This window comes from Microbacterium sp. A94 (assembly GCF_051842855.1).
In the GTDB taxonomy this organism is placed as follows: domain Bacteria; phylum Actinomycetota; class Actinomycetes; order Actinomycetales; family Microbacteriaceae; genus Microbacterium.
The window spans coordinates 243,677-256,538 of sequence record NZ_JBPXMU010000002.1; the positions used below are offsets into that span (position 1 = coordinate 243,677).

12 protein-coding genes are annotated in these 12,862 nt (G+C 65.3%); 4 read left to right on the plus strand and 8 right to left on the minus strand.

What is annotated here, in order from left to right; all coding sequences use genetic code 11:
- Window positions 1-177: 177 nt before the first annotated feature.
- The 5 genes from ACSU1L_RS07055 to ACSU1L_RS07075 form a co-directional block, all read right to left on the minus strand.
- Window positions 178-606: a heat shock protein transcriptional repressor HspR gene (locus ACSU1L_RS07055; RefSeq protein ID WP_439255235.1), complete on the minus strand. Its 429-nt coding sequence runs from the start codon at window positions 604-606 to the stop codon at window positions 178-180.
- A gap of 30 nt (window positions 607-636) precedes the next feature.
- Window positions 637-1,632 carry a DnaJ C-terminal domain-containing protein gene (locus tag ACSU1L_RS07060; RefSeq protein WP_439255236.1) on the minus strand — a complete coding sequence of 332 codons (996 nt, stop codon included), beginning with the start codon at window positions 1,630-1,632 and terminating at the stop codon, window positions 637-639.
- Window positions 1,633-1,639: 7 nt separating this feature from the next.
- Window positions 1,640-2,287 carry a nucleotide exchange factor GrpE gene (gene grpE / locus ACSU1L_RS07065; protein ID WP_438253914.1) on the minus strand — a complete coding sequence of 216 codons (648 nt, stop codon included), beginning with the start codon at window positions 2,285-2,287 and terminating at the stop codon, window positions 1,640-1,642.
- 2 nt (window positions 2,288-2,289) lie between these two features.
- Window positions 2,290-4,155 (minus strand): molecular chaperone DnaK, encoded by a 1,866-nt coding sequence (dnaK, locus tag ACSU1L_RS07070; RefSeq protein WP_439255237.1) that lies wholly within the window; start codon window positions 4,153-4,155, stop codon window positions 2,290-2,292.
- A gap of 147 nt (window positions 4,156-4,302) precedes the next feature.
- Window positions 4,303-4,764: a DUF3817 domain-containing protein gene (locus ACSU1L_RS07075; protein WP_439255238.1), complete on the minus strand. Its 462-nt coding sequence runs from the start codon at window positions 4,762-4,764 to the stop codon at window positions 4,303-4,305.
- Window positions 4,765-4,902: 138 nt separating this feature from the next.
- Between ACSU1L_RS07075 and ACSU1L_RS07080 the strand changes: the two genes are divergently transcribed.
- Entirely contained in the window at window positions 4,903-5,817 is a 915-nt protein-coding gene (locus ACSU1L_RS07080) for a helix-turn-helix transcriptional regulator (RefSeq protein ID WP_439255239.1), read from the plus strand.
- Window positions 5,818-5,990: 173 nt separating this feature from the next.
- On the opposite strand, the gene ACSU1L_RS07085 is transcribed toward ACSU1L_RS07080, so the two are convergent.
- Complete coding sequence (locus ACSU1L_RS07085; RefSeq protein WP_439255240.1) at window positions 5,991-7,172, minus strand: MFS transporter; 1,182 nt, start codon at window positions 7,170-7,172, stop codon at window positions 5,991-5,993.
- 288 nt (window positions 7,173-7,460) lie between these two features.
- Between ACSU1L_RS07085 and ACSU1L_RS07090 the strand changes: the two genes are divergently transcribed.
- The 3 genes from ACSU1L_RS07090 to ACSU1L_RS07100 all read left to right on the plus strand — a co-directional run bounded on the left by ACSU1L_RS07090 (window position 7,461) and on the right by ACSU1L_RS07100 (window position 11,329).
- Window positions 7,461-8,309 (plus strand): serine protein kinase RIO, encoded by an 849-nt coding sequence (locus ACSU1L_RS07090; protein ID WP_439255241.1) that lies wholly within the window; start codon window positions 7,461-7,463, stop codon window positions 8,307-8,309.
- Between the two features lie 77 nt (window positions 8,310-8,386).
- Complete coding sequence (locus ACSU1L_RS07095) at window positions 8,387-9,859, plus strand: nucleobase:cation symporter-2 family protein (RefSeq protein ID WP_439255242.1); 1,473 nt, start codon at window positions 8,387-8,389, stop codon at window positions 9,857-9,859.
- A gap of 60 nt (window positions 9,860-9,919) precedes the next feature.
- Window positions 9,920-11,329, plus strand: coding sequence for an MFS transporter (locus ACSU1L_RS07100; protein ID WP_439255243.1), 1,410 nt, complete (start codon window positions 9,920-9,922; stop codon window positions 11,327-11,329).
- Between the two features lie 12 nt (window positions 11,330-11,341).
- Here ACSU1L_RS07100 and ACSU1L_RS07105 read toward each other — a convergent pair whose 3' ends face one another.
- A complete protein-coding gene (locus ACSU1L_RS07105; RefSeq protein ID WP_439255244.1) occupies window positions 11,342-12,175 on the minus strand; it encodes a siderophore-interacting protein in 834 nt (277 codons plus the stop codon).
- A 13-nt stretch (window positions 12,176-12,188) separates the two neighbouring features.
- Window positions 12,189-12,776, minus strand: a complete 588-nt coding sequence (locus ACSU1L_RS07110) for a MarR family winged helix-turn-helix transcriptional regulator (protein WP_439255245.1) — start codon at window positions 12,774-12,776, stop codon at window positions 12,189-12,191.
- Between the last annotated feature and the right edge of the window lie 86 nt (window positions 12,777-12,862).

Below are 12,862 nucleotides of genomic sequence, written 5' to 3' on the forward strand. Positions count from 1 at the left end.
ACATCACCTCTTTGTGTACCGTTAACGATTGACAGTTAACTGGAATCGATTTCAGAAGTCAAGTACGGGCCACGCAGCGCGCGTTCAACAAGCGCAAATGGCTGCATCTCAGAGGAGAATGCAGCCATTTGCGCTTGTTGAACAGGAAACGGGTGGCGCGCCGACGCGCCAGCAGCCTCAGCTCTCGGTGCGCCCGCCGGGGCGCCACAGCACCACATCGGTGGACCGGCGGATGCGGCGACCGCTGAGAACCGGAATGACACCGCCGGCCCCCGCAGCGAAGACTCGCACACCCGGACGGTTCTCGCGTTCCGCCCGCAGCGACGTCTCGAGCTCGACGACTCGGCTGCGCAGCATCCGCACCTCATCCTCGAGATCGAGCAGGCGTGCGATCGCCGGAAGGCTCATGCCCTCGGCACTGAGGCGCGCAACCTCACGCAGCTGCTGGATGTTGCGTGCAGAATAACGACGCGAGCCGCCACGGGTGCGCCCGGGAATGACCAGTCCGATGCGGTCGTACTGGCGCAACGTCTGCGGATGCATCGCGGCGAGTTCGGCTGCGACGGCGATCGCGAAGATCGGGGCGTCTTCATCCTCGACCATCATGATCACCTCCGCAGTTCGAACTCGTCATCATCAGGCCTGGGCCTTTGCCATCATCTCCGCGCGCGGGTTCTCTTTCGGCTCCGCCGCTTGGAAGGCGAGCAGCGCTTCCTTGGCTGCGTCGTCGAGGTGGGTCGGGACGGCGACCTGCAGCTCGGCGAGCAGGTCACCGGTGCCTTTCGAGGTCTGGACTCCGCGTCCCTTGACACGCAACACACGACCGGACGGCGTGCCCGGTGCCACCCGGAGCTTGACGATGTCGCCGCCCAGAGTGGGCACCTCGATCGTCGCCCCCAGCGTCGCCTCGGTGAAGGTCACCGGGACCGTCACTCGCAGGTTTAGGCCGTCACGCGTGAAGACCGGATGCGAGCGCACCTTGATCGTCACGACGATGTCACCCGTTTCCCCGCCGTCCGGCGAGGGTCGACCCCGACCGCGCAGACGAATCTTCTGTCCGTCAGCGACACCGGCAGGGATCTTCACCTTGAACGGCTTGCCGTCCTCGCCCTGCAGCGAGATGGTCTCACCCTGCACAGCGGTGGCGAAGTCGAGCGTCGTGCGCGCCGTGACATCGGAACCCTTCTGAGGTCCCCCGAAGCCGCGGAACCCGCCGCTGGTCTGGCCGAAGCGTCCGTTTCCGAACGATCCGCCCTGCGGCTGACCCTGATTGAACATCGCGAAGATGTCCTCAAAGTCAGCGTTGCTCTGACCGCGGCCGCCCTGGCCGAATCGGCTGAACACGTCCTCGAAGCCGCCGCCGGCGCCCGCGCCGCCTGAAGTGAAACGGGCGCCCGAGCCCATCGCCCGGATCTCGTCGTACTCCTTGCGCTGCTCCGCGTCGGAGAGCACCGAGTACGCCTCGCTGACCTCCTTGAACTTCGCCTCGGCTTTGGCATCACCCTGATTGGAGTCCGGGTGATGCTTGCGCGCGAGCTTGCGATACGTCTTCTTCAGATCCGCATCGCTGACGTCTTTGGCGACGCCGAGCGTCTTATAGAAGTCCTTATCGAACCAATCCTGGCTGGCCATAGGTCTCCTACTCCGCGGGGACGGCGACGACGACCTTCGCCGGGCGCAACTCGACATCACCAAGGCGGTAGCCCACCTCGACGACCTCGAGGATCGTGGATGACTCGGCACCCGGAGTCGGCTGCTGGAAGATCGCCTCGTGGTGCTGGGGGTCGAACTCCTCGCCCTTCGCACCGTAGGCAACCACGCCCAGTCGCTCGACGACCGCGCGAATCTTCTCGCCGATCACAGCAAAGGGGGTGCCCTCCACCAGATCACCGTGCTGCGCTGCGCGATCGAAATCGTCGAGCACCGGGAGCAGCCCCTTGGCGGCCTCCCCCTTCGCGCGCTCGATCTCGACCTGACGCTGCTCTTCCGTACGCCGACGATAGTTGGCGTACTCAGCCTGCAGCCGCTTGAGGTCGTTCAGCAGAGTTGTTTCCAGATCTGCCAGGACCGCGTCTTCCGCAGCAGCCTCGCCGGTCTGATCGGCACCGAGGATGTCGTCGACCGTCAGTTCGTCGTCCGAGTCGATGATCGAATCATCCGAACCCTCAGCGGCAGCCGCGTCAGCGGAGTCCGGGTTCTCCTGCGACGCGGGGCCGGATGCCGCAGCATCCGACCCCTCGTCCTCAGGACGAACCTCGCCGTTCTCGTCGAAGTTCTTATCCTTCATGGTTACTTCTTTTCCTCGTCCTCGTCGTCGATGACCTCGGCGTCGACGACATCCTCCTCGGCGGAGGCGTCAGACTCACCGGCCTCGCCGTCAGCGGACTCGCCGGCCGCGGCATCCGCCTGCGACTGAGCGTAGATCGCTTCGCCGAGCTTGCCCTGCGACTCGTTCAGCTTGTCGAAGGCCACCTTGACGGCGTCATCGTCTTCGCCGGCCAAAGCCGCCTTCAGAGCGTCGACGTCGGCCTGGACTTCGTCCTTAACATCGGCGGGAAGCTTGTCCTCGTTCTCCTTGATGAGCTTCTCGATCGAGTACGAGAGCGTCTCGGCCTGGTTGCGCTGCTCGAGAGCTTCCGCGCGCTTCTTGTCCTCGGCGGCGTTCTCCTCGGCCTCGCGGACCATGCGCTCGATGTCTTCCTTCGACAGCGACGAGCCGCCGGTGATCGTCATCGACTGCTCCTTGCCGGTGCCCTTGTCCTTCGCGGACACGTGCACGATGCCGTTGGCGTCGATGTCGAACGTGACCTCGACCTGCGGGATGCCCCGCGGCGCCGGAGCGATTCCGGTGAGCTCGAACGTGCCGAGCGGCTTGTTGTCGCGGGTGAACTCGCGCTCGCCCTGGAAGACCTGGATCGCCACAGACGGCTGGTTGTCATCTGCCGTGGTGAAGGTCTCGCTGCGCTTGGTCGGGATCGCGGTGTTGCGGTCGATGAGCTTGGTCATGCGTCCGCCCTTGGTCTCGATGCCGAGGCTCAGCGGGGTGACGTCGATGAGGAGAACGTCCTTGCGCTCGCCCTTGAGGACGCCGGCCTGGAGCGCGGCGCCGACGGCGACGACCTCATCCGGGTTCACGCCCTTGTTTGCTTCCTTGCCGGTTTCGCGCTTGACGAGCTCAGCAACAGCAGGCATACGGGTCGATCCACCGACGAGCACGATGTGGTCGATCTCGCTGACCTTGATGTTCGCCTCGCGGATGACGTCTTCGAACGGCTTCTTCGTGCGGTCGAGGAGGTCCTTGGTGAGGTCCTCGAACTTGGCGCGGGTGATCGTCTCGGACAGCGACACGGGGCCGGAGTCGGTCAGCGACAGGTACGGCAAGTTGATGGAGGTGCTGGTCGAGCTCGACAGCTCCTTCTTGGCCTGCTCGGCTGCTTCCTTCAGACGCTGCAGCGCGATCTTGTCACCCGATACGTCGACACCGCTGGTGTCCTTGAACTGCTTGATGAGGTGGTCGACCAGGCGCTGGTCCCAGTCGTCACCGCCGAGGCGGTTGTCACCGGAGGTGGAGCGCACCTGAATGGTGGAGAAGTCGTCGTCCTTGCCCACTTCGAGCAGCGAGACGTCGAAGGTTCCGCCACCGAGGTCGAAGACGAGGATGAGCTCGTCCTCCTTGCCACGGTCGAGGCCGTAGGCGAGGGCCGCAGCGGTGGGCTCATTGATGATGCGCAGGACGTTGAGTCCGGCGATCTCGCCGGCTTCCTTCGTAGCCTGACGCTCGGCGTCGTTGAAGTACGCGGGAACAGTGACCACAGCATCCGTCACTGTGTCGCCGAGGTAGGATTCGGCGTCGCGCTTGAGCTTCATGAGGATGCGCGCGGAGATCTCCTGCGGCGTCCACTTCTTGCCGTCGACGTCGAAGCCCCAGTCGGTGCCCATGTGACGCTTGACGGATGCAACGGTGCGGTCAACGTTCGTGACAGCCTGACGCTTCGCGGTCTCGCCGACGAGAATCTCGCCGTCCTTCGTGTACGCGACCACCGACGGGGTGGTGCGGAAACCCTCGGCGTTGGCGATGACCTTCGGCTCGCCACCCTCGAGGACGCTGACAACGGAGTTCGTCGTTCCGAGGTCGATTCCAACAGCACGTGCCATGTGTTTTCTCCTTCTGAGTTGAAGTTCGTTAGTGAAGTTCTGTGAGCGAATCAGCAAACCTGAGTCGCGATGGCTCAACTGTACTCCCGACGGCGGATACTGTCAAAGCGAAGTTGATACGAGGCGACTCAAGTCCGCTTCAGGCGCTTACTTCCCGCCGGGAGGACCGATCGTCAGCAGGATCACGTACAGCGCAACTACAGCGACGGCGATGAGCGCCACGAGCACCCACGCGTGGCGCAGGAACCAGCGCATCGTCCGGTCGTACCAGGTGCGGTCCTGCGGGTGGTCGCTCGCCTCAAGACGCCAATCCCCCTGCAACCGACCCTTGCGGTGCAGCCAGATCTCCATCGGGATCGTCGCATAGGGCACGACGGCACTGACGACGGCGAGCACACCGAGGCCGATCGACCACCGCTGGTTAAAGGCCACAAGAATCGCCGTCGCACCGTAGGCGAGGAATACGAAACCGTGGATGCCCCCACCGATCGTGACCACGATGCCCGGAGCCCCGACGGCACGGGCGATCAACGCCGAGATGAGAATGGTCCAGGTGATCGCCTCGGCGATCGCGAGGACGCGGTAAAGACTGGCAGGCGTGCGGAACATCGCGCTCCTTATGTTGGGGTGTCCCTCCACGCTACATTCCTGCAGCTGCCACCAAGCACAGCGGATGGTGCCGGCTGTGAACCTCGTTCCTCCGAACAGTGAGGAATAGCCGCCAACACCGCACGGTTGCCTCTGAGCATGACGACAATCGACGCGGATGCTCTTGAGAGGGTGCTCTCGTCGATTGACGTGCGCCTGGGCGCGGCACGACGGGTGCAGTTGGATGCAGGAGGCATCGCGCCGCTGGCATCCGGAGCGATCTGGCTCGTGTTCGTGTCCGCAGGCAGTGTCTCCGGGCAACCGCCGCTGGCGCAGGCATGCTCATTCGATGTCGACCGCGCATCATCAGCCGTCGCGCTCTCACCCGGTCGCGAGCGCGAGGTACTCGGAGAAGGCGACGCCTTCCTCACCCTGGGACGCCGATCGGTTGCCCTGCAGTCCGAGCACGGCGCGTCCCTGATGATTGCGGAGCTGCAGTTGTCCGAAACAGCAAGCACACTGAGCACCGTACTGCCCGAGTTCGTCACCGTCACCGACTTCGCCGGCCTCGAACCGGCTGCGGCAGCGCTCGCGCGAAATCTCGGTCCCGCCGAGTCGGACGATTGCCCGCTGCGCTCGGGCGACCCCGTCATCTGCCGCCTGATGACAACGACGGTGCTCCTGTCGGTCATCCGCGCCTGGGCCGAAAACGGCTGCGCCCCCACGGGCTGGCCGTCCCGCTCGAACGATCCGTTCCTCGACCGCGTGATCGACGCCATCCATGACCAGCCAGGACGCGAGTGGACGGTCGAGGCCCTAGCCGGCATCGGCGCGATGTCACGGTCGGTCTTCGCCGAACGCTTTCACACAGCGCTCGGCCGCTCGCCGGTGAGCTATGTCACCGAGGTGCGCATGCAGTCGGCGAAGCGGATGCTGGAGGCTGGCCACTCCGTTTCGGAGACATCACGGAACCTCGGTTACGGTTCGGACGAAGGATTCAGCCGCGCGTTCCGGCGTGCGACGGGGATGACCCCGTCCGCCTGGCGCGTCAGCCGCGATCTGGTTTCGGCGTAGCCTTCCCTAGCCCGGGGAATGTTCGGAGCCCACCGGGCCGGGTCCGGCGCGCACAACTCCTGAAGAATCGGCCCGGGTCTCCCGAAACGGGCCGAATCCGACGCGCAGCGCGCAGTTCTTCAGGAGTTGTGAGCCGCCACTGAACCGCAACTGACCCGTAGCGCTCCCACACATCACCCACGCGCGCGGTTCGAGAGCCCGAACAGCACCGCACCAATCACCAGGGCTATAACGCCCAGCGCATACGACGGCTCCACACCAACACTGTCGACGAGGATCCCGCCGACCCCGGCCGCGACCATGATCGCCGCCTGGAATCCAACGACGACGAGGCTTCCGCCCGCTTCTAGGCGATCCGGCATCCGATGCCCGACCCAGGTGTTGACCACGAGCAGCCAGGAGGCGAGGAAGAAGCCCCAGACGAACACAGCGATCCCGACGCCGAGCACGGAGTCCGACAGCACGATGGTCGCGCCGACCGCCACCGCGATCACAGCTGGCGCCACCACAGCGAGCGTTCGGAATGTCCGGTCGATGATCACGCCGATGGCGACGTTGCCGATCAGGCCGCCGATACCGAAGACGGCGAGCAACATCACGATCGTTCCGCCGTCGACCTCCGGTACCCGCTCCAGAGCAAGACGGATGTAGGTGTAGGCGAGGAAATGCCCCAGCACGACGAAGATGTGTCCGGTCAGCCCCAGAGCCACACCCGGGCGACGGATCGTGTCCAGAAGCAGCCCGAAGCTTGACACCTGCGCGGGAGGAACCGGCGGAAGCATTGTGCCGAGCGCGATCGCAAGCAGACCCGTGACGATTCCGGTGAGCGCGAACACTGCGCGCCAGTCCATCATCTCGCCCAGCATGACGCCGACGGGCACACCTGCAACAGTCGCCAGCGACGTGCCCGCAGAGGTGAACATCACCGCGCGTCCCAGCCGTTCCGGCCCGGCGATGCGCACGGCGACCGTGATCGACATCGACCAGAACGTACTCAAGGCTGCGCCGAGCAGGAAGCGTGCGAGAAGGATGATGAGCAGGTTCGGCGATACGGCGACGATGAGATTGGATGCGGCCGCGGCGAGCGCCATCCAGACCAGAAGTGTGCGTCGATCCACCCGGGGAAACACCATCCCGACGGTGGGTGCCACGAAGAGACCGACGAGTGCCGTGATGGTGACCATCTGTCCGGCTTGCCCTGGCGTGATGCCGAGCCCGTCCGCAATCTCTGTGAGCATGCCGTTGGGCAGGAACTCGGCCGTGACCAGCAGGAAGCTCAGCAGCATCACCACGATGAGCGCACCGTATCTGATGCGCTCGGCGGCGGGGATGGGGACAGGAGCGGTGACGGTCATGATTCAACGTTGTCAGCAACGCGGATGCCTCACCCGACCACGCGTCCGCAGCATCCGACCGATCGTCCGGCGTAGCCGTGGCCGTGACCGCACGGCCGCGACAGAGGTGTTCAACAGGAGCGCATGACACTGCTAGTGTTTTTTCATCACACCGGGAACGCCCCGGAAGAGCCGAGCGGAAGGAGCACGAGATGTCCACTGTCTCTGTCGCGCTTCTCGCCGATACTCTTCCCTTCGAGGCCACCCGCTCCTGATCCGCGCGTGGTCTCCTTTCCCGGAGCAACCACCGTGACTGATCCCTCCGCGTCATTCGACGTATCCCCCTTTTCCCAGAATCTCGCCTTCGCCGATGTCGACCCCGGTGAGAACCAGCGCTGGTCGACCTGGCCGGCTGTCACCCCATCCGAACGCGGACCCGACCCGAGGCCCGCTTGGGTCGTGACGAGCGCGGGCGCGCTCGACACGGAACTCGGCATCCTCAAGACCGGCAAGGAGGCCGACGCGTATCTGTTGGAGCGCGCCGTCCCCGGTGACCTGTCGCAGCGCACCCTGTTGGTCGCGAAGCGCTACCGCGGCGAGGAGCATCGCTCCTTCCACCGATCGACCGTCTACACCGAGGGGCGACGCGTGCAGAGCTCACGCGATTCGCGTGCGATGGCGAAGAAATCGACCTTCGGCCGGGAAATCGCCGCGGCGCAATGGTCGTTCGCCGAGTTCAGCGCACTGAGCCGCATGTGGCAGCTCGGTGCTCCGGTTCCGTATCCCGTGCAGGTGAACGGCACCGAGGTGCTGATGGAGTTCATCGGATCCGGCGCCACCGCAGCGCCCAGACTGGCCCAGGTGCGCGGCGACCGGCGCGCTCTGACGGACTACTTCAACCAGATCGTCGAGATCATGCACCTGTTCGCCAGGGCCGGGTTCGCGCACGGCGACCTGTCCGCCTACAACCTGCTCGTTCACGATGGCAGGGTCTGGGCGATCGATGTGCCGCAGATCGTCGACGTCATCGCAAACCCGCAGGGACTCGATCTGCTGCACCGGGACTGCGTGAACATCTGCGACTGGTTCGCCCGGCATCGGGTGGAGTGCGACGCCGAATACCTGTTCGCCGAACTGATGGCGGCATCATTCGGATGACCCGGCACGTGGCCGCTCCCGCGCTCGCGATACTCTCAGATGTCGATCCGTCCCCTTCCGAAGGCGCTCTCCCCCCGATGACCAGTTCGAAGAACAGCTCGAAGACCACCGCCACCCGCCCCGAAGACGAGAAGCTGGGCATCGGCCCGAGCTTCGCCTACGGGCTGCAGCATGTGCTGACCATGTACGGCGGAATCATCGCACCGCCGCTCGTGATGGGGCAGGCCGGCGGCATGAATCAGGCTGAGATCGGGATGCTGGTCGCCTGCGCCCTGTTCATCGGCGGACTCGCGACGCTGCTGCAGACGCTGGGCGTGCCGTTCTTCGGTTCGAAGCTGCCGCTCGTGCAGGGCGTGTCATTCTCGGGCGTCGCGACGATGATCGCGATCATGGGCGAGGGCGGGATGCCGGCGGTTATGGGCGCTGTGCTCGTCTCCTCCGTGATCGGGCTGGTGCTGGCTCCGGCGTTCGCGATGATCGTGCGGTTCTTCCCGCCCGTGGTCACCGGGTCTGTCATCGCCGCCGTGGGCCTGTCGCTGCTGCCGGTCGCGGCAGGGTGGGCGATGGGCGGCGATGACACCGCGGCGGACTACGGCTCGGTGGGAAACATCGGGCTCGCCGCTCTCACACTGCTGCTGGTCATTGTGCTGTCGAAGTTCGGTTCGGCGACGATCTCGCGTCTGAGCATCCTCATCGCCCTCGTACTCGGCACCATCTTTGCCACTGTGATCGGAGTCGCCGATTTCTCGACCGTCGCGGAGGGACCGATCGTTGCCCTGCCGACGCCATTCGCATTCGGGATGCCGACGTTCGATATCGCCGCCATCATCTCGATGCTCATCGTCGTGCTGGTGACGTTCACGGAGACGACCGCGGACCTGCTGGCGGTCAGTGAGGTCGTCGGCACGAAGGTCAACTCAAAGCGCATCGCGGCGGGACTGCGGGCCGACATGCTCGCAAGCGCCGTCTCGCCGATTTTCAACTCGTTCACGCAGACCGCATTCGCGCAGAACATCGGCCTGGTCGCGATCACGAAGGTCAAAAGCCGGTTCGTGGTCGCCGCGGGCGGTGTGATCCTGGTCATCCTCGGCCTGTTGCCCGTGCTCGGCCGCGTCGTCGCCGCCATCCCGACACCCGTGCTGGGCGGCGTCGGCATCGTCCTGTTCGGTTCGGTGGCGGCCAGCGGTATCGCGACGCTCGCGAAGGTCGACTACCGCGACAGCCTGAACCTCATCATCGTTGCTGTCGCGCTGGGCTTCGGCCTGCTGCCGCTGGTGAAGCCCGATATCTACTCCGGCTTCCCGGATTGGTTCACGGTGATCTTCAACTCGGCGATCAGTTCGACGACGATCGCCGCTCTGGCGCTGAACATCCTCTTCCACCATGTTCTGAAGCGGAAAGCATCCGGCGACGCGGTCTCCGTTCCGGCGTTCCGCGAGATCCCGCAGTCACTGCTGGCGGCGCTCCGCGAGGGAGATCACTACACGGCGGGTCGGCTGAAGGATGCGGAGGACAACGACATCCCCGTACGCGATGACGACGAGCGCTGACGCGGGGCCGCTACGGCGCGCCGCTACCCTCCGTTCACCGGCATTGGCCAGACTGCGATCATGAGTGCTTCTGACAATGACGATGTCGCCACCCCCGAGGCGACCGCCAATACGGGCGCTGTTGCCGTGATCGGCCTGAACCTGCGCGGCGACACGCCCGCCCCGAAGAAACAGGTCTACTCGTGGGCGCTGTGGGATTGGGCGACGCAGCCGTTCAACACCGTAATCCTGACGTTCATCTTCACGGCGCTCTATCTGACCACCGACGCCTTCCTGCCGGCAGACATCGCAGCCCTCGACACGGGCGACCCGATCCGCACCGCCGCCGAAGCAGGCCTCGCCTCCGGCCTCGGGCTCGGTTCGACCATCGCCGGCCTCGCCATCCTCCTGGTCGCACCCGTTCTCGGACAGCGAGCGGATGCTGCGGGCCGCCAGAAGCTGTGGCTCGGAATCGGCACGGGGGCCCTCATCCTCTGCATGTTCGGACTGTGGTTCGTCGAACCGACCCCGACACTGTTCTGGCTGGGCGTCGCACTGATCTCGGCCGGGTCGGTGTTCGGCGAGATCGCCGCGGTGAACTCCAACGCAATGCTGATCGGGATCGCTAACCCGAAGACGGTCGGCAAGGTCTCGGGTCTCGGCTGGGGATTCGGGTACATCGGCGGAATCATCGCGCTCGTGCTCGTCGTGGTGTTCTTCATGGCGGACTGGTTCGGCCTCGCTACCGAGAACGGTCTGCCGTTCCGTCTGATCGCCGTAGGCTGCGCCATCTGGGCGATCATCTTCAGCATCCCGATCTTCCTGAATGTGCCGGAGCCGTCACTCGGACGCCCGGAGCGCAAGGTCGGATTCTTCCAGTCGTACGTACTGCTGGTGAAAGACGTCATCGGCCTGTACCGCAACACGGAGACGCGGACCACGTTCTGGTTCCTGCTCTCCAGCGCCGTGTTCCGCGACGGATTGGGCGGCGTCTTCGCCTTCGGCGCGGTGATCGCCAACCTGGTGTTCGGCTTCGAGTTCCTTGAACTCGTGATCTTCGGCATCGCCGCGAATCTCATCGCCGGGATTTCGACGATCCTCGCCGGCCGCCTCGATGACCGGTACGGCCCAAAGCGCATCATTCTGTTCGCGCTCGCGTCGATGATCGTCGCCGGTCTGGCAGTGTTCTTCCTGGTGGATGCTGGCACCATCGTTTTCTGGATCGGCGGACTCATCCTCTGCGCGTTCGTCGGCCCCGCCCAGGCTGCGTCGCGGTCGTTCCTGGCACGTGTGACTCCGGCCGGACGCGAAGGAGAGATCTTCGGCCTCTACGCCACGACCGGGCGCGCAGCTAGCTGGATGGCGTCGGGAGCGTGGGCACTGCTGATCGTGCTGACCGGGTCGACCGCGTTCGGAATCCTCGGCATCATGCTCGTGCTGCTGGCCGGGTTCCTGCTGCTGCTTCCGGTCAAGGCGAGCCGGGTCAGCTGAGGTCCAAACGGTTCAGATCTGCCCGACGGCCTCGCGCTTCTCCGCTTGGAAGGCTTCCTCCTGGCGCCCATATGCCCAGTAGGCCGAGAGTGAAAGCTGGGTGCGGTCGAGTCCGCGCTCGTCGGTCAGATAGGGCCGCAGCGATTTCATGGCGCCGCGCTCTCCGTGTGCGAACACCTGCACGCGTCCGCTGCGCCACTCCACTTCGCGCACCGCGTCGGCGAGCAGCGTGGTCGTTCCGGCTTGCTGTCCTTCGCGGTGCAACCACACGATTTCAAAGCCGGCGGGTGCGGTGAGCTCGAGTTGATCGGCAGCGCTGTCTACCTCCAGCAGCACGACGCCCTCGGCTTGCGCAGGCATGGCTTCCAGCGCGGCAGCGATCGCCGGCAGCGCAGCGTCATCACCGGCGAGCAGGTGCCAGTCAGCATCGGGGTCGGGGGCATATCCGCCACCGATCCCGCCGAGAACAACCACATCGCCCGGTTGTGCCGCATCAGCCCATGGCCCGGCCACACCGTCTGCGCCGTGCACGACGAAGTCGATCCAGAGCCGGCCGCCAGTCAGGTCGAACCGGCGGATCGTATACGTGCGCTGCGAAGGCATCTGCTCGATCGGCAGCTCGGCGCGCAGCGCCGCGAGGTCGTAGGGCGGCGTGAGGTCGGTCTCCGGGTGGGCGAAGAGCATCTTCGAGTAGGCGTCGGTGTATCCAGCATCCTCCACCACAGCGATCCCGGGCCCGCCCGCGACGATACGGACCATATGCGGGGTGAGCTGAATTCGCTCGATCACCTCGAGCACGATCTGCGGACGCTGGGGACGACGCGGGCGCGTCTGGGGTGTAGTCATCGGGCCGTCTCCTTCATACCGACCAGTTGTCGGCGAGTTTGTTGAGTAGACGCGCGAGTTCTCGGCTCTCCTCGTCGGAAAAGGTCTCCAGGGCACGACCCAGCGCCTCACGTCTCTCGCCCCGCACGCCACGCGCGATGCGTCGCCCTTCATCGGTGAGCGCGATCCGTGTGCGTCTCGCGTCATCGGGATCGGCTTCGCGCAGCACGAGTCCGCGTTGCACACCCTGTTGGACGAGCCGGGATGCGCGCGGCTGGTCGACGCCGATCGCCTCGCCCAGCGCGCTGACGCTGAGCGGCGCGGATGCTGCGGAGAGCGCATCCAGCATTCGCACGAGTGCGGGGCCGCCGAAGCGCGGTCCGTGACCACCCGCCCACGGCGGCGGGCCGAATCCACGGCCACCGCGGTGTCCGTGTCCGGCATGCTCGGCATGCTCGCCGTGCGTGCGCTGGTCGTGCGGATGCTGGCCGTGCTCGTGCTGGTCGTGGGGGCCGCTGTGATCGCGCATGCCGTGCGGTGCTTTGCCGTGTGGGCGCCGCCCTCGCAAGCGAGACAGCGCCTGGGCGATGGCTTCGGCGGGGTCGGGATCCTGGTTGCTCACACCTCGACCTTACATGCCACTTGACATGCATCCCCACTGCATGTCACAATACATACACATGTCATATTACAAACAAAAGGATTCAC

Bases quoted from the DNA above. Each gene is read 5' to 3' on its own strand.
- ACSU1L_RS07055 (WP_439255235.1), bottom strand. From the start codon at position 606: ATGATGGTCGAGGATGAAGACGCCCCGATCTTCGCGATCGCCGTCGCA.
- ACSU1L_RS07060 (WP_439255236.1), bottom strand. From the start codon at position 1,632: ATGGCCAGCCAGGATTGGTTCGATAAGGACTTCTATAAGACGCTCGGC.
- grpE (WP_438253914.1), bottom strand. From the start codon at position 2,287: ATGAAGGATAAGAACTTCGACGAGAACGGCGAGGTTCGTCCTGAGGAC.
- dnaK (WP_439255237.1), bottom strand. From the start codon at position 4,155: ATGGCACGTGCTGTTGGAATCGACCTCGGAACGACGAACTCCGTTGTC.
- ACSU1L_RS07075 (WP_439255238.1), bottom strand. From the start codon at position 4,764: ATGTTCCGCACGCCTGCCAGTCTTTACCGCGTCCTCGCGATCGCCGAG.
- ACSU1L_RS07080 (WP_439255239.1), top strand. From the start codon at position 4,903: ATGACGACAATCGACGCGGATGCTCTTGAGAGGGTGCTCTCGTCGATT.
- ACSU1L_RS07085 (WP_439255240.1), bottom strand. From the start codon at position 7,172: ATGACCGTCACCGCTCCTGTCCCCATCCCCGCCGCCGAGCGCATCAGA.
- ACSU1L_RS07095 (WP_439255242.1), top strand. From the start codon at position 8,387: ATGACCAGTTCGAAGAACAGCTCGAAGACCACCGCCACCCGCCCCGAA.
- ACSU1L_RS07100 (WP_439255243.1), top strand. From the start codon at position 9,920: ATGAGTGCTTCTGACAATGACGATGTCGCCACCCCCGAGGCGACCGCC.
- ACSU1L_RS07105 (WP_439255244.1), bottom strand. From the start codon at position 12,175: ATGACTACACCCCAGACGCGCCCGCGTCGTCCCCAGCGTCCGCAGATC.